This window comes from Streptomyces sp. NPDC059010 (assembly GCF_042740355.1).
Classification (GTDB): domain Bacteria; phylum Actinomycetota; class Actinomycetes; order Streptomycetales; family Streptomycetaceae; genus Streptomyces.
Genome location: NZ_JBHYJA010000013.1, coordinates 51228 through 66743, shown reverse-complemented (window position 1 = coordinate 66743; position 15516 = coordinate 51228). Strand labels below are relative to the sequence as shown.

Sequence of the window (15516 nt, the reverse complement as noted above, 5' to 3'; positions counted from 1 at the left end):
TCAGCGCCGCTGGCGGCCGCGGCGGGCGCTCCTGAGCGCGACGGCGGTGGCGGCGACGCCCGCGAGGACCAGCCCGGTCACGGTGTGCGCCGTACCGGGACCGGCCTCGCGCGCGTCCACGGCGGCGAGCTTCACCGCGCCACCGCCGCCGGCCTCGACCGGGGCCACCGGGGAGGCGGGGGCCGACGGCTGCGGCCCGTGCCGTACGGACTGCTTCGCGCCCTTCGCCACGACGGTGAGGGCGCCCGTGCGGTCGGCCTCACCGCAGGCGACCCGCACGTCGTAGCTGCCCGCCGCGGCCGTGGACCGGATGCGGCTCTCGCCGACGAGGGTGCCGTCGGGACCGACGGTGAGGCGGGCGTCGGCGACGAAGGCCGGGGAGACGGCCGTGGCGGTCTGCTGCGGGCATCCGCGCACCCGCAGGGTGATGTCGCCGCCCGGGGACGGGGACGACGGTCCGATCGAGACACCCCCGTCCGCAGCGTGTGCCGCCGGGCTGACGGCGACCGCCCCCAGGGCGGCGATCGCACAGAGAGTGACCCGCAGTGATCCCATCGTGAACCTCCAGATATCTGGAGGCTCCCCCCGCGGCACGGGCACCGCATCCTCAACGGGGCCCGCGCTGCTCCGTACGGGTGTGCCGGGTTTCAGATCCGGTCGACGAGGTCCGCGATGGAGTCGACGATCTTGGACGGCCGGTACGGGAAGTTCTCCACCTGCTCGGGCCGGGTCAGCCCGGTGAGCACCAGGAATGTCTGCATCCCGGCCTCCATGCCGGCCAGCACGTCGGTGTCCATACGGTCGCCGATCATGGCGCTGGTCTCGGAGTGGGCGCCGATGGCGTTCAGACCGGTGCGCATCATCAGCGGGTTGGGCTTGCCCGCGAAGTACGGCTGCTTGCCGGTCGCCTTGGTGATCAGCGCGGCGACGGCGCCGGTCGCGGGCAGCGGGCCCTCGGTCGACGGGCCCGTCTCGTCGGGGTTGGTGCAGATGAAGCGGGCGCCGGCGTTGATGAGGCGGACCGCCTTGGTCATGGCCTCGAAGGAGTAGGTGCGGGTCTCGCCGAGGACGACGTAGTCCGGGTCGTGGTCGGTGAGGATGTACCCGATGTCGTGCAGCGCGGTGGTCAGTCCCGCCTCGCCGATGACGTACGCCGAGCCGCCCGGCCGCTGGTCGTCCAGGAACTGGGCGGTGGCCAGCGCCGACGTCCAGATGTTCTCGATCGGCACCTCCAGGCCCATGCGGTTCAGCCGGGCGTGCAGGTCGCGCGGGGTGTACATCGAGTTGTTGGTGAGGACGAGGAAGGGCTTGCCGGAGTCGCGCAGCTTCTTGATGAAGGCGTCGGCGCCGGGGATCGGCACGCCCTCGTGGATGAGCACACCGTCCATGTCGGTGAGCCAGGACTCGATGGGCTTGCGGTCTGCCATGGTGCTGTGACTCTCCTGGCCTGCGTGCGGGATGAGCGAGCTGGGGGCGCCGGAACCACACCGTACCGACGCCCCCAGGGTAATCAGGACTGGCTGATCCTGACCCCGTCGATCACCCAGTACCAGTTGTTTGACCCGGTGTAGCGGAACCGGAAGTTAACGGTGGACGCCCCGGACGGGACGTCGACGGTCACCGACTGGGGCTGGGATACGACATCGGAGGTGTAGCTCTTGACCACGGTGGGGGTGCCGCCGTTGAAGGAGGCGAGGATCTGGGCCGTCTGGGAGCCCTCCTGCCGGTAGAAGGTGGTGAAGTCCAGCCGCACCTTGGTCCTGCCGGTGACGTCGTGGGCGGGGGTCACCAGGGTGGAGTCGTACGTTCCGGAGAAGTTCTTGTCCGCCCATTCGTCGGAGTCGGCGACCGCGAAGACGCCGCGCGCGCGGACGTTGAGTTCACGCCACTGGTCGCGCTGGGTGCGGGACCAGAACTCGTCGGTGGCGAAGGCCCAGCCGCGCCACTCGGTCATGCCGCCGGTACCCATGGCGTTGTTGATGACGGACCAGCCGCTGGGCGCCGTGTGCGTGAAGCCGAGCACGCCGGCCGGGATGCCGGTCTCGTCGACCCGCCCGGTCAGGGAGGGCCGCAGCGCCTCGAAGGGGTCCGTGGACCGCTCCTGGATCGGTTTGCCGTCCAGGCCCCAGGCGGGGTCGACGGCGATGCCGAGCTGCGTGAGGACGGTGGGTACGACGTCGACGAGCCGCGTGTCGATCGGGCGGGCGCCGGCGGCGATGCCGGGCCCGGCGGCGAGGACGAAGGTACGTCGCTCCTCGATGGTGGACCCGCCGTGGCCGCCCGCGTCCTTGTGGCCGTGGTCGGTGGCGACGATCACGGTCCACCGCTCGGTGGTGTAGCCGGGCCGCGCCTCGATGGCGGCGCGCAGCCGGCCGACGTAGGCGTCCTGTACGGCGATCTGGTCGAGGTAGGCCTGGCTGCCCGCGCCCAGGGTGTGGCCGACGATGTCGGACTGGCCGAAGTAGACGAACAGGACGTCCGGGTTCTGGTCGCGGATGATCGCCTCGGCCTCCCCGGCGATGGTGGCGTCGTGCGCGGTGTAGCCGTCGGCGTCGCCGTCGAGGACCAGCTTGGCGTCGGCGCCGGGGGTGACGGTGCCCTGGGCGTCCAGGGGCTTCCAGTCGACGGCCGCGTAGGTGGAGAGCGCGGGGCGGACCTGGGCGAGGCGGGCGAGGAAGCCGGGGTAGGTGCCGTAGTTCTTGCCGGCGAAGGTGTTGTCCTTGACGCCGTGCTTGTCGGGCCATACGCCGGTCGAGATGGTGGACCAGCCGGGGCCGGAGGAGGTGGCGGCCATCGGGCTGGCGTACAGCAGCGAGGTGCCGTAGGTGCCCTCGCTCATCATGGCCTTCAGGTGCGGGGCGTTCGCCGCGTCGATGCGGTCGTGGCGCAGGCCGTCCATGCCGATGACGAGCACCTTGTCCTTGCTGGTGCCGTCGGGGAGCGTGGGGACGGCGTGCGCCTGGGAGGCGGCGGCGGTGCCGAGGGCGAGGGTGGCGGTGGTCGCGGCGGTGGTGGTGAGGACGGTGCGGCGGGACAGGTGTGACGTCACGTGATCCTCCGAGGGGGCTGTGGAGCGAGCGGTCGGGTGCGGGCACGGCGACGCCCCCGGTGGTGGTGCCAGGGGCGTTGCGGTGGTGCGGCTTTGCAGGTGTGGTGTTGGTGATATGGCCCTGGTGGGTGGCCTTGAGGGGGCGAGTCAGCTGCCGGTGGCCGACTTCCAGGCGTCGACATACGTCGTGAGGTTCTTGTCGATGTCGTCCCAGTCGGGTTCGAAGACCTCGACGCCGTCCATGAGCCGGGCGAGCGCGACCGCGTTGGCGTCGGTGGCCTTGACGTCCTGGCGGGCGCTGAAGCCGCCGCCGATCTCGCTGACCTGCTGCTGGGCGCCCTGGCTCAGCATGAAGTCGAGCAGCTTCTTGCCGTTCTCGGTGTGCGGGGCGTCGGTGACGAGGCCGGCGGCGTAGGGCAGGGCGAAGGTGGTGGGCCTGCCGCCGTCCTTCGCCGGGAACCAGATGCCGAGGTTGGGCATGGTCTTGGCCTGGGCGAAGTTCATCTGGACGTCACCGTTGGCGACGAGGAGTTCGCCCTTGTCGACCTTGGGGGCGAGCTTGCCGGTGGAGGCGGACGGGCCGACGTTGTTGGCCTGGAGCCTGCCGAGGTAGTCCATGGCGGGCTGCTCGCCGCCGAAGTCGTGCATCGCCTTGATGAGCACGGCGGTTCCGTCACCGGCGACGCCCGGGGTGGAGTACTGGAGCTTGTTCTTGTACGAGCCGTCCAGCAGCTCCTCCCAGGTCGTGGGCGCCTGCTTCAGCTCCTTCTTGTCGTAGACGAACCCGAAGTAGTTGTTGACGACGGAGGTCCAGGTGGCGTCGGCTCCCTTGTCGGCGCCGCTGACCTGGTCGGAGCCCTTGGGGGCGTACTTCTGCAGCAGGCCCTTGCCGTCGGCCTGCTGGATGAACGGCGGGAGCGTGACGAGTACGTCGGCCTGCGGGTTGCCCTTCTCCCGGGCGGCGCGCTGCACCATCTCGCCGGAGCCGCCCTCGACGTACTCGACCTTGATGCCGGTCTGCTTCTCGAAGTCCTTGAAGACCCGGTCGTACCAGCCGTCGCCGTTCTCGCCCTTGAGGCCGTCGGCGCTGTAGACGGTGACGGCCTTCTCGTCGGAGGAGGCGGAGCCGGTGCCGCACGCGGACAGCGCCGGGGCGGCGAGGAGGGTGAGGGAGAGGGCGATGGCGGGCTTGAGGGTGTTTCTGGGCATGGCGGGGTGAACTCCTTGCACGAGGAGAGATGTTGGGGTCAGCGGTACGAGGCTCTGGTGCGGATGCGCGAGACGGCGAACAGGGCGAGCAGCGTCGCCGTCATCAGGACCACCGCGAGGGCGGACCCGGCGAACAGGGCGCCGCGGTCGGTGGCCGCGTAGATCAGGACGGGCAGCGGGGTCCAGTCGGGCGGGTAGAGCATCATCGTGGCGCTCAACTCGCCCATGGACAGGGCGAAGCAGAGGCCGGCGGCAGCGGTGAGCGAGGGCAGGAGCAGCGGGAGTCTGACCCGCCGCAGGACGTACGCGGGCCGGGCGCCGAGGGAGGCGGCGGCCTGTTCGTAGGCGGGGTCGAGGCGGGCGAGGGCGGCGGACACGGACTGGTAGGAGAAGGCGGTGACCAGGACGGTGTGGGCGAGGATCACGATCTCCCGGGTGCCGTTGAGCAGGAACGGCGGCTTGGAGAACGCGACCAGGATCGCGAGGCCGACGACGACCGAGGGGACGGCGACCGGAAGGACGAAGAGCGCGTCCATGAACCTGCGGTGCCGCTTCTTCAGCGCGGCCGCCGCGAGCGCGGCCCAGGTGCCGGCGGCCAGGGCGAGCAGGCTCGCGGCGGCGGCCGTGACCAGGCTGGTGGTGAGGGCCTGGAGGGCCTCGCCGCGGGTGGCGGTCGCGTAGTGCCCGGTGGTGAACCCGGAGGGCAGCACGCCCGACCAGTTGGTGGCGAAGGAGGCGCCGAGGACGACGAGCAGCGGCAGGGCGAACAGGGGCAGGAACAGGACGAGGAACAGGGCCCATACGGCCCACCTGGCCCCGCGGCTATGCACCAGCACGTCGGCTCACCACCCGGTAGAGGCCGTAGAGGCTCACGGAGATCAGGACGTTGACGACGGCGACCACACAGGCGCCCGGGTAGTCGGACTCCAGGATCGCCTTGCTGTAGACGAGCATCGGCAGGGTCGTGACTCCTTTGGCGCCGGTGAACAGGACGATCCCGAACTCGTTGAGGCACAGGACGAGGACCAGGCTGCCGCCCGCCGCGAGAGCGGGCAGCGCCTCCGGGAGGATCACTCGGCGCACGATGCGCAGGGGGCGCGCGCCGAGCGAACTGGCCGCCTCCAGCTGGGCGGTGTCCAGCTGGGAGAAGGACGCGAGCAGGGGTCGTACGACGAAGGGCGTGAAGTAGGTGACCTCGGCGAGGAGCACGCCCCAGGGGGTGGTGAGGAACTGGAAGGAACCGATGATGCCGGTCGTGCCGTAGATGAACAGCAGGGCGAGGGTGATCAGGAAGGACGGGAAGGTGAGGAAGACGTCCACGAACCGGGCGACGATCCTGGCGCCCGGGAAGGGCACGAAGGCGATGACCAGCGCGAGCAGGAAGCCGAGGACCAGGCAGCCGACGGTGGAGGCGACGGCGATCCACACGGTGGTCCACAGCGCCTCGCGGAAGGCGGCCGAGGCGAAGACGTCGGCGTAGGGCTGGAGGGAGGTGCCGCCGGAGTCGGGCTGGAAGGACTGCTGGACGACGAGGGCGAGGGGGTAGAGGAAGACCAGTGCGAGGAGGGCGACGGGCGGGCAGGCCCACAGCAGCCTTCTAGTCATGGGTGACTCCCGCGGTCAGCAGCACCGCGTCGTCGGGCGAGAAGTGCAGGGTCACCTCGTCACCATGGACCGGCGGATCCTTGAGTTCCCGCAGATCGGCGATGACCCGATGCCCGTCGACCTCGACGTACAGCCGATGCGTGGCGCCGCGCCACTGAATCTCGCTCACCGTCCCCGCGAGCCGGTTGGGTCCCTCGCCGAGGCCGACGAGATGGGGCCGTACGCACAGCGTCGCCTTCGCGCCCGGCGCCGCGCCCCCCGTGTCCACCGTCAGCTCGCCGCCCCCGAAGGCAACACCTCCCGAACCGACCGTCACCGGCAGCAGGTTGGCGTTGCCGACGAAGGACGCCGTGAACTCGTTCGCGGGCGCCCGGTACAGCTCCCGCGGGGTCCCGCAGGCCTGGAGCCGGGCGCTGTCCATCACCGCGATCCGGTCGGCGAGGGTGAGGGCCTCGACCTGGTCGTGGGTGACGTACAGGATCGTCACGTCGGGCAACTCGCGGTGCAGGCGCGCCAGTTCGGCGAGCATGCCGGAGCGCAGACGGGCGTCGAGTGCCGACAGCGGCTCGTCCAGGAGGAGGACGCCGGGGCGGATGGCGAGGGCGCGGGCGATGGCGACGCGCTGCTGCTGGCCGCCGGACAGCTCGCGCGGGTAGCGGCGGGCGTAACCGGCCATGCCGGTCATCTCCAGGGCCTCGGCGACCCGGGCGCGGATCTCGGCCCTGGGTACCTTGGGCGCCTTCCGCGCCTTCAGTCCGAAGGCGACGTTCTCCTCGACCCGCATGTGCGGGAACAGGGCGTACTGCTGGACGACCATTCCGATGCCGCGCCGGTAGGGCGGCAGGTCGGTGACGTCCCGCCCGCCGAGGAACACCCGCCCGGAGGCGGGCCGTACGAACCCGGCGACCGCCCGCAGCGCGGTGGTCTTGCCGGATCCGGACGGCCCGAGCAGCGCCATGACCTCGCCGGGCTCGACGGTGAGGTCGAGCGAGTCGAGGACGACGTTGCCGTCGTAGGCGACGCTGACGGAGTCGAAGCGGATGCCGCCCTTCATGTGAGCACTCCCGTGAGCACTCCCGGCAACTGCGCCACGCCGTCCAGCACATGGGTCGCCCCGGCCGCCCGCAGCGCGCCCGCGTCATGCGCGCCGGTCAGGACGCCGGCGACGACGCCCGCGCCCGCACGGACCCCGCTGAGCATGTCGTAGGAGGTGTCACCTGCGACGGCGATCCGGCGTACGTCATCGGCGGCCGCCGTCCGCAGCAACGCGGTGAGGACCATGTCCGGATACGGCCGCCCCCGGCCCCCGGCGTCCGCGGGGCACAGCGTGAGCGGCACCAGGTCCTGCCAGCCCAGCGCGGCCAGGATCGCGTCCTGGGTGGGGCGCGCGAAGCCGGTGCTCAGTACGACGGTGCGGCCCTGGGCCGTGAGCTCCTCGATGGCCTCGCGCGCACCGGGCAGGGCCGCGACCTCGCCGGCGTCGACCAGTTCGGCATAGGCGGCCTCGAAGGCCCTGTTCGCCTCCTGCGCCGTCGCCTCCTCCCCGAACAGATGCCGGAAGACGGAGATCTTGGACTCGCCCATGGTGGCCCGCACATGCTCAAGACCCGCCTCGGGGTCCGCGCCGACGTGGCGTGCGGCCGCCGCGAAGGCCCGCTCGACGAGGCCGCCGTCGGCGACGGTCGTACCGGCCATGTCGAGGACGACCAGCCGGATGTCCTGCCGCGTCTCCTGCCGGATCTCCTGTTGCAGCGTCATGTCAGTCACCAGCCCAGTTCGTTCGCGGTCGTCTCGGCTATCGCGGGCGAGCAGGTCATGCCGCGCCCACCGGGCCCGGTGACCAGCCACACCCCGTCGCGCACCTGCTGCCGGTGCACCACCCGCCCCGGGTCGGTGCACTGCGCGTACACCCCGGCCCAGCGGCGTCGGATCTTCGGCAGCGGGCGGCCGAGGAGGGACTCGACGACCTCGGTGAGGTGGTCGTAGGGGTCCTCGACGGTGTCGAAGGCGAAGGGGTGCTCGTACTCGTGGGTGTCGCCGATGGTCAGCCCGCCGTCGGCGCGCTGCACCATGAGCAGCTGCATACGGTGGGCCGCGGCGGTCTCGGCCTGCGCCTGACCGGCGTTGAGCGCGTCGAGCGCGGCGGAGGCGTACGCCGGGTAGTAGCGGAAGCTGTCGGCGTCGGCGACCGAGGTGGTGAGCGGTTCGCCGAGCGGGTCGGTCTGCATCATCTGGAGACGGACGCGGCGGACGGGGAGGTCGGGTCCGGCCAGCTCGCGGACCAGGCCGCCGAGCCAGGCGCCGGTGCACAGAATGACGACATCGCCGCTGTGCACGTCGCCGTGGTCGTCACGGACGGCGCTCCCGCCGATGACCTCCCGGACCTCCCTGCTCGGCCTGAAGGTGTAGTTCGGGGACTTCAGCAGCTCCTCGCGCAGGGCGAGCTGTGCGGTGCGCGGCTCGACGGCGGCGTCCCGCTCGCAGTACAGGGCGGCGGTGAACTCGCCGCGCAGAGCGGGGTTCAGGGCCCGTGCCTCATCGGGGGTCAGCAGCTTGTGGCCGCGGGCGGCGGCGTCCTCGCGGGCCACGGCGGCCTCGGCGACGGCGAGTTCGAGGTCGCCGCGGACGGGAGTCAGGGAGCCGTTCGGCCGGAAACCGAGGCCCGGCACCCGAGCCCCCATCCCCTCCCACAGCTCCCGGGCCCGCAGCGCGGTCTCCAGCTCCTCGCCGCCCGCGCGTCCGCTCACCCAGATCTGCCCGAAGTTGCGCAGCGAGGCGCCGCGAGCCTCCGCCTCGCGCTCGATCTGTACGACCTCATGGCCGCGTTCCACTGCTTGCCAGGCGTGCATGGTGCCCACCACGCCGGCTCCGACGACTATCACTCTCACGACGGCAACGCTCCTCGGGATCGGGGAACCGGAAGGGTCCGGCTGACAACGAGAGCGTGAACTGGCCATCACGTTTGGGCTAGACCCGTTATCTGTTCGTGATATTTGGAGAGGGGTGAAGTAGGGTCATTTCTGGACTTTTCTCCAGGCTTTTCAGCCACCTAGCCGGGTTTCTCAGCCACGCAGGTGCGTGGTGAACGAGAACCGGTCGCCGCGGTACAGCGACCGCACCCGCTCCAGCGGCTGCCCTTCCGAGTCCCTGGACACCCGGTGGATCAGCAGCATCGGGAGGGCCGGCGGGGTGCCGATGAGCAGGGCCTCGCGCGGGGTGGCCAGCACGGTCTCGATGCGCTCGTCGGCGTCCCCGAAGGCGATGCCCTGCTGATGGAGGAAGCCATAGAAGGAGGAGTCGGGGTCGAAGTCGGCGTCCAGACGCGGCACCCGGGCCACGGCGACGTAGGTGCTCTCCAGGCCGACCCGCTCCTCGTCGGCGAGCAGAACGCGCTCCATGTGCCAGACGGACTCGCCGTGTTCCAGACCGGTCTCGGCGGCGAGGGAGGCGGGGCAGGGGAAGCGGTCGAGGGTGACGAGGGTGCGGCCGGGGGTGCGCCCCTGCCGTCGTACGCCCTCGGTGTAACTGGCCAGGGACAGGGGCTGTTCGAGCTTGGGTCCGGCGACGACCGTGCCCCGCCCCTGCCGCCGCAGCTTGCCCTCCAGCACCAGCTCGCGGATCGCCTGCCGGACGGTCTCGCGGGCCACCTCGTACTGCTCGGAGAGGTCGCGTTCGGTGGGCAGCGGGTCGCCCTCGCCGAGTCCGTCGATGAGGCCGTCGAGCCGGGCCTTCACCGCGTAGTACTTCGGGATGCGGCCGTGCTCGGGGATGCCGTGGCGCACGGGGGCGCCGGGGGCCTGGTCGTTCGGGTAGTCCACGCAGGGATCGTCGCAGACGGGGAGGCGTGCGGGGGCGGCGCCCTCAGTGGGCCTCTCGGTGGGCCCTCTCGGCGTGCCCCCGTCGGTGGCACCCTCAGCGGCGTCTTCGGGCGACGAGCAGCACGGCGCCTGCCAGGAGGAAGGCGGTGGTGGTTGCGCCGAGGGTGACGGCGGGGGGCGAGGTGAGGCCGGTGCGGGCGAGTTCGTCGGCGAGGGTGAGGTGGTCGCGGGTGGAGTCGGGGTCGGCGCCGGGGGGCGCGGAGGAGTCGGGGGCGACGGACGCGGCGGCGGAAGCGCTGGGGTCGGCCGTACCGGTCCGGTCGCCCGGGTCGGCGTCGATGGTGAAGCGGTAGTCGTTGGACTGGCCGACCCAGTCGCCGTCGCCGTCGTGACGCTGGATGACGGCCGCGTTGGCGGTGACGTCGTTCGGTACGGCGTCCGAGGTGACCGCGAGCCGGACCTTCACGGAGACGGTCTCGCGGGCGCCGACGGTGAAGCCGGGGAAGCCGTCGAAGGCGCCGACGAGTTCGTCCTGGTCGGTGGTCTCGAAGCGGACGCGGCGGGGGCGGGTGCTGTCGGGGGCGCCGTAGAACTCCAGGCGGGGCTGGGACGGCTTGAGGGCGCGTTCGCCGTCGACGAGGACGACGACCGGGTGGATGCCGGTGCAGGTCCGCCCGGTCCTGTTGGTGAGGTCCAGGTACCAGGTGCCGAATCCACCGCCGGCCGCGTAGGAGCCGGGCCCGCCGTGCAGGCGGGTGGTGAGCGGGAAGGTCCGGCCGTCGGTGGCGCAGCTGGGCAGCTCGGCCGGGGAGTCCGCGCGTACGGGGGGCGCTGCGGCGAGGAGGGCGGCTGCTGCGAGGCAGAGGGAGGCTGGTGTGTGCAGTCGCATAAACACATGACCATGCCGGTCGACTACGGCTTCCGGGGGGCGCCATTCCGTACGGCCCGCCAAGTCCCCTCGATCAGCGCACGCCCACCGCCCTCACCCGTCCGCCCTCACCCGTCCACCCTCACCCCTCCGCCCGCCCGAACAACGGCGCCAGCAACAACTGCGCCGCCCCCTCGGCGACCCCGCTCCCCCCGCCGGAGGCGATCCGTACCGGCACCGCGTCCTCGCCCGCACGCCGGGCCCGCTCGTCGAGGACGGCGGCGACCCCGCGTACGAAGGTGTCCGGCGCCGCGGCGACCGTACGGCCGCCCAGCAGCACGAGATCGACGTCGAGCAGCGCGACCAGGTTGCCGGTCGCGACGCCGAGCACCCGGGCCGCCTCCGCCATGTCACCCCGCGCCACCGCCGCCAGGCACAGCGCCTCGACGCAGCCGCGGTTGCCGCACCCGCAGGGCGGTCCGTCCAGCTGGACGACCTGATGCCCGAACTCCCCCGCTCCGGTACGGACGCCCCGGTGCACCGCTCCCCCGATCACGAGCCCGCCACCGAGCCCCGCCCCGAAGTGCAGATACGCGAAGGACGCGCCCCCTCCCCCGACCGCAAGCCCGAGCGCGGCGGCGTTGGTGTCCTTGTCCACCACGACCGGCAGCGAGAGCCGCCGCGCGAGTACGTCACGCAGCGGGAAGCCGTTCCACTCCGGGAACCCGGTGACCCGGTGGAGCACTCCGCGCCGATGGTCGAGCGGCCCGGGCAACGCCACCCCGACACCGAGCAGCGCATCTGGCCGGCCGCCCCCGGCCACCGCCACCAGCTCCCCCACCTCGCGCACGGCCCGCTCGACGACCGTCTCCGCACCGGCCCCCAGATCCAACGGCGCCCGGCGCTGCGCGACCACGGCGCCCGTCAGATCGCAGAGCACGGCCGTCAGCTCGTCCCGGTCCAGCTGCACGCCCACCGCATGCCCCGCCTCCGGCACGAGCCGCAGCACCGTACGCGGCTTGCCGCCCGTCGACGCCCGGTGCCCCGCCTCCGCCGCGAGCCCGTCCTCACGCAGCCGTGCGGTGATCTTGCTGACCGCCTGCGGGGTCAGGCCGGTGCGCTCGGCGAGTTCTAGCCGGCTGATGCCCTCGGGACCGGCCGTGCGCAGCAGATCGAGCACGAGCGCGGCGTTGTGGCTGCGCAGGGAACCGAGCCGCATCGAGGTCCGGCTCCGCCACGCGGCACCACCGGCGCCACCGATACCACCGGCACCACCGGCACTATTGGCACCACGGACACCATCGGCACTACTGGCACCACCAGCACTACTGGCACCACTGGCACCACCGACATCGCCTTCCGTCCTGTTCACGCCCCCATTGTCCCCGGCGCTTGCACTTTGGCAACAGCGTTGCGAAAGTGGGTTCCATGAGTCCCACGAGTTCCCTGAGCGCCGCTCCCCTCCGCGTCGGCCTGATCGGCTACGGCCTCGCCGGCTCCGTCTTCCACGCCCCGCTGATCTCCACCACCGAGGGGCTCGCCCTGGACACGGTGGTCACGTCGAACCCCGAGCGGCAGGAGCAGGCCCGCGCCGAGCACCCGGGCGTACGCGTCGTCGCCACACCCGACGATCTGCTCGCCCGCGCCGCCGACCTCGACCTGGTCGTCATCGCGTCCCCCAACAAGACGCACGTCCCGCTCGCGACCGCCGCCCTGAAGGCCGGCCTCCCGGTCGTCGTCGACAAGCCGATCGCCGGCACGTCGGCCGAGGCGCGCGAGCTGGCGGTGCTGGCCGAGGAGCGCGGCCTGCTCCTCTCCGTCTTCCAGAACCGCCGCTGGGACAACGACTTCCTGACCCTCCGGGGGCTCCTGGCCAAGGGCGAGCTGGGTGACGTATGGCGCTTCGAGTCCCGTTTCGAGCGCTGGCGCCCGCAACTCAAGGGCGGCTGGCGGGAGTCCGGCGACCCGACAGAGATCGGAGGTCTGCTGTACGACCTCGGCAGCCATCTGGTCGACCAGGCACTGGTCCTCTTCGGCCCGGTCACCCAGGTGTACGCCGAGGCCGTCGTCCGCCGCGCCGGTGCCGAGACGGACGACGACACGTTCATCGCCCTCACGCACGCGAACGGCGTCCGCTCCCACCTGTACGCCTCCGCGACGACCGCCCAACTCGGCCCCCGTTTCCGGGTGCTGGGCTCGAAGGCGGGCTACGTCAAGTACGGCCTGGACCCGCAGGAGGCGGCACTGCGGGAGGGCGTGCGGCCCGGCACGGGCACGGCCTGGGGTGTGGAACCCGAGTCGCTGTGGGGCCGAGTGGGCTCCGGCGAGTCCCCCCTGACGGGCGGCGGCCGCGTCGAACCCACCCTCCCCGGGGACTACCCCGCCTACTATGCGGCCGTGGCAGAGGCACTGCTGAACGGCGGCCCCAACCCGGTGACGGCCCTGGAGGCGGCCACCGCCCTCGACGTACTGGAGGCGGCACGTCGTTCGGCACACGATGGAGTGGCGGTGAAGCTGTGACGACGCACAAGACGCCCAAGACTCACAACCCGGAGATCACCCCGAAGTTCCACCCGGAGCTCACCCCGCCCCTGGAGGAGCTGGAGGCCCAGGAACGGCGACTGGTCTTCCGCCGGTTCACCCATGAGGACGCCTGGGCCCTGGGCTCCCTCCTGGTCGAGCTGGCCCGCGAGCGCCAGGCCCCGGTCGCCATCGACATCCACCGCGCCGGCCAGCAGCTCTTCCACGCGGCCCTGCCCGGCTCCACCCCCGACAACGACGCCTGGATCGCACGCAAACGCCGGGTGGTGGAGCGCTACGGCACGTCCTCCTACATCGTCGGCGCCCGCTTCCGCGCCAAGGGCACGACCTTCGAGGAATCCTCCCGCCTGGACCCCGACACCTATGCGGCCCACGGCGGCTCGTTCCCGATCAACGTCGAGGGCGCCGGGGTCATCGGCTCGGTGACGGTGAGCGGACTGCCGCAGCTGGACGACCACCGGATGGTGGTGGAGGCGGTGGAGGAGTTCCTGAGCAAGGAGTAAGGGCGACGCCCTGCTTTTCAGGGGCGCGGGGAACTGCGCGACAAGCCACGACGAAGCCGCGGCCGCCGGCTCACCGCAGCTCCCCGCCCCTCAGGCGTCCTTGAACTCCTGCCGCTGACGACCGAGCCCCTCGATCTCCAGCTCCACCACATCCCCGGCCCGCAGATACGGCTTCGGCTCGGGCCGCCCCATGGCAACCCCCGCCGGCGTACCCGTGTTGATGACGTCACCGGGATACAGCGTCATGAACTGGCTGACATACCGCACGACCTCCCCCACCGGAAAGATCTGCTCGGCCGTCGTCCCGTCCTGCTTCAGCTCACCGTTGACCCACAGCCTGAGCGACAGCTTCTGCGGATCCGGCACGTCGTCCGCAGTCACCAGCCACGGCCCCAGCGGATTGAACGTCTCGCAGTTCTTGCCCTTGTCCCAGGTCCCGCCCCGCTCGATCTGGAACTCCCGCTCGGACACGTCGTGCGCCACCGCATACCCGGCGACATGCGCGAGCGCCTCCTCCGCGGACTCCACATACCGGGCCGTACGCCCGATGACGACCGCGAGCTCGACCTCCCAGTCGGTCTTCGTCGACCGCCGCGGCACGAGCACCGTGTCGTTCGGGCCCACGACCGTGTCCGCGGCCTTGAAGAAGATGACCGGCTCAGCGGGCGGCTCGGCGCCGGTCTCGCGGGCGTGGTCGTGGTAGTTCAGCCCGATGCACACGATCTTGCCGATCCGCCCCAGCGGCGGCCCGACCCGCAGCCCGGCCGCGTCCAGCGCGGGCAGCTCACCGGCGTCCGCCGCCCGACGGATCCGCCCCAGTGCCGCATCATCGGCCAGCAGCGCTCCGTCGATGTCCGGCACGACACCGGAGAGGTCCCGCAGAACCCCCTCGGCGTCGAGCAGCGCGGGCGTCTCCGCTCCCGCCGTACCGACTCGCAGCAGCTTCATGATCACAATCTCCCTCGATCGCGGGGCGCCCGCCGATGGGTGCAGCCATCGGAGGACTGGTCGATCCTCCAAGGTCGACGCCCAGTCCGCAATACCTGGTTCACGTACTGGACCGTAGGTCGACCAGTCGCCCGGCGATCAGTGATCAGTGACCTGTGGTCTGTGAGCTATGAGCTATGAGCTGTGATCAGCAATCAGCGATCTGTGATCAGCGATAGAGCACAGCCCGCTCCACCGCGCTCCACGTCGTACTGGTCACCACGTACAGCGCGGCCGCCAGCGGCACCACCGCCACGGTGAAGAGCGTGAAGAAGGACATGAACGGCATGACCTTGCTCATGGCCCCCATCCCCGGCACCGGCTCCCCGCCGCCCACCGGCACCGCCGGATTCGCGGCCATCATCCGCTTCGTACGGCGGAAATTGAACGCGGCGACACCGGCGACGACCACGAACAGCGCGACATACACGAGCCCAGCACCTCCGAACACTCCCCCGTCATCGAGCGCGTCCGTCCACCGGTCCCCGAGGGGCGCGGCGAGCAGCTGGTGGGTGAGCAGTTCGTTCGCCTTCCCGCCGATCGTCGTGTTCGAGAACAGGTGGTAGAGCAGGAAGAACGCGGGCAGCTGGAACAGGCTGGGCAGGCACCCGGACAGCGGCGACACCTTTTCCTCGGCGTGCAGTTCCAGTACGGCCTTCTGGAGCTTCTCGGGGTTCTTGCCGTGCTTCTTCCTCAGCTCGGCGACCTTCGGCTGCAACTCGGCCCGCGCCTTCTGCCCGCGCGCGGCGGCCCGGGACAGCGGATGCACGAGCAGTCGTGCGAGGGCGGTGAACAGGACGATCGCGGCGGCGGCCGCGGAGGCGCCGAACAGCGGCTGGAGCAGGTCGGCCAACTGCTGAACAAGGTCGGCGAAAACGGACATGGGTGAGCCCTCCGGGGGTCTCGTCGTGCCGGAATGGAGAGAGCTGCCGGGAA

At 71.5% G+C, this 15516-nt stretch carries 16 protein-coding genes; 2 read left to right on the top strand and 14 right to left on the bottom strand.

The window, feature by feature from the left end; genetic code table 11:
• From ACFWYS_RS15860 to ACFWYS_RS15805, 12 genes are all read right to left on the bottom strand, one after another.
• A complete protein-coding gene (locus ACFWYS_RS15860) occupies positions 1–555 on the bottom strand; it encodes a hypothetical protein (RefSeq protein WP_384768128.1) in 555 nt (184 codons plus the stop codon).
• Positions 556–647: 92 nt separating this feature from the next.
• Positions 648–1427 (bottom strand): HAD-IIA family hydrolase, encoded by a 780-nt coding sequence (locus tag ACFWYS_RS15855; RefSeq protein ID WP_384768125.1) that lies wholly within the window; start codon positions 1425–1427, stop codon positions 648–650.
• Between the two features lie 83 nt (positions 1428–1510).
• Positions 1511–3049: an alkaline phosphatase family protein gene (locus tag ACFWYS_RS15850; RefSeq protein ID WP_384768122.1), complete on the bottom strand. Its 1539-nt coding sequence runs from the start codon at positions 3047–3049 to the stop codon at positions 1511–1513.
• A 147-nt stretch (positions 3050–3196) separates the two neighbouring features.
• Entirely contained in the window at positions 3197–4258 is a 1062-nt protein-coding gene (locus ACFWYS_RS15845; RefSeq protein WP_384768119.1) for a 2-aminoethylphosphonate ABC transporter substrate-binding protein, read from the bottom strand.
• 38 nt (positions 4259–4296) lie between these two features.
• A complete protein-coding gene (locus tag ACFWYS_RS15840) occupies positions 4297–5094 on the bottom strand; it encodes an ABC transporter permease (RefSeq protein WP_384768117.1) in 798 nt (265 codons plus the stop codon).
• Positions 5081–5863, bottom strand: a complete 783-nt coding sequence (locus ACFWYS_RS15835) for a 2-aminoethylphosphonate ABC transporter permease subunit (RefSeq protein WP_384768113.1) — start codon at positions 5861–5863, stop codon at positions 5081–5083. The genes ACFWYS_RS15840 and ACFWYS_RS15835 overlap by 14 nt, the downstream gene beginning before the upstream one ends.
• Entirely contained in the window at positions 5856–6917 is a 1062-nt protein-coding gene (locus ACFWYS_RS15830) for an ABC transporter ATP-binding protein (RefSeq protein ID WP_384768110.1), read from the bottom strand. Before ACFWYS_RS15830 ends, ACFWYS_RS15835 begins: the two co-directional genes overlap by 8 nt.
• Positions 6914–7621 (bottom strand): phosphonatase-like hydrolase, encoded by a 708-nt coding sequence (locus tag ACFWYS_RS15825; protein ID WP_384768107.1) that lies wholly within the window; start codon positions 7619–7621, stop codon positions 6914–6916. Before ACFWYS_RS15825 ends, ACFWYS_RS15830 begins: the two co-directional genes overlap by 4 nt.
• A gap of 5 nt (positions 7622–7626) precedes the next feature.
• The gene (locus tag ACFWYS_RS15820) at positions 7627–8751 is read right to left on the bottom strand and encodes a TIGR03364 family FAD-dependent oxidoreductase (RefSeq protein ID WP_384768104.1); all 1125 of its coding nucleotides are present in this window, start codon (positions 8749–8751) and stop codon (positions 7627–7629) included.
• A gap of 174 nt (positions 8752–8925) precedes the next feature.
• A complete protein-coding gene (locus tag ACFWYS_RS15815) occupies positions 8926–9681 on the bottom strand; it encodes a GntR family transcriptional regulator (RefSeq protein WP_384768101.1) in 756 nt (251 codons plus the stop codon).
• Between the two features lie 94 nt (positions 9682–9775).
• On the bottom strand, positions 9776–10576 hold the full coding sequence (locus ACFWYS_RS15810; protein ID WP_384768098.1) for a hypothetical protein: 801 nt from the start codon (positions 10574–10576) through the stop codon (positions 9776–9778).
• Between the two features lie 115 nt (positions 10577–10691).
• Complete coding sequence (locus ACFWYS_RS15805) at positions 10692–11768, bottom strand: ROK family transcriptional regulator (RefSeq protein ID WP_384768096.1); 1077 nt, start codon at positions 11766–11768, stop codon at positions 10692–10694.
• A gap of 209 nt (positions 11769–11977) precedes the next feature.
• On the opposite strand from ACFWYS_RS15805, the gene ACFWYS_RS15800 reads away from it, so the two are divergent.
• A complete protein-coding gene (locus ACFWYS_RS15800) occupies positions 11978–13069 on the top strand; it encodes a Gfo/Idh/MocA family oxidoreductase (protein ID WP_384768093.1) in 1092 nt (363 codons plus the stop codon).
• On the top strand, positions 13066–13593 hold the full coding sequence (locus ACFWYS_RS15795) for a heme-degrading domain-containing protein (RefSeq protein WP_384768090.1): 528 nt from the start codon (positions 13066–13068) through the stop codon (positions 13591–13593). The genes ACFWYS_RS15800 and ACFWYS_RS15795 overlap by 4 nt, the downstream gene beginning before the upstream one ends.
• A 90-nt stretch (positions 13594–13683) precedes the next feature.
• On the opposite strand, the gene ACFWYS_RS15790 is transcribed toward ACFWYS_RS15795, so the two are convergent.
• Together ACFWYS_RS15790 and ACFWYS_RS15785 are read right to left on the bottom strand one after the other, a co-directional pair.
• Positions 13684–14541: a fumarylacetoacetate hydrolase family protein gene (locus tag ACFWYS_RS15790; protein WP_384768087.1), complete on the bottom strand. Its 858-nt coding sequence runs from the start codon at positions 14539–14541 to the stop codon at positions 13684–13686.
• Between the two features lie 208 nt (positions 14542–14749).
• The gene (locus ACFWYS_RS15785; protein WP_384768084.1) at positions 14750–15463 is read right to left on the bottom strand and encodes a YidC/Oxa1 family membrane protein insertase; all 714 of its coding nucleotides are present in this window, start codon (positions 15461–15463) and stop codon (positions 14750–14752) included.
• Between the last annotated feature and the right edge of the window lie 53 nt (positions 15464–15516).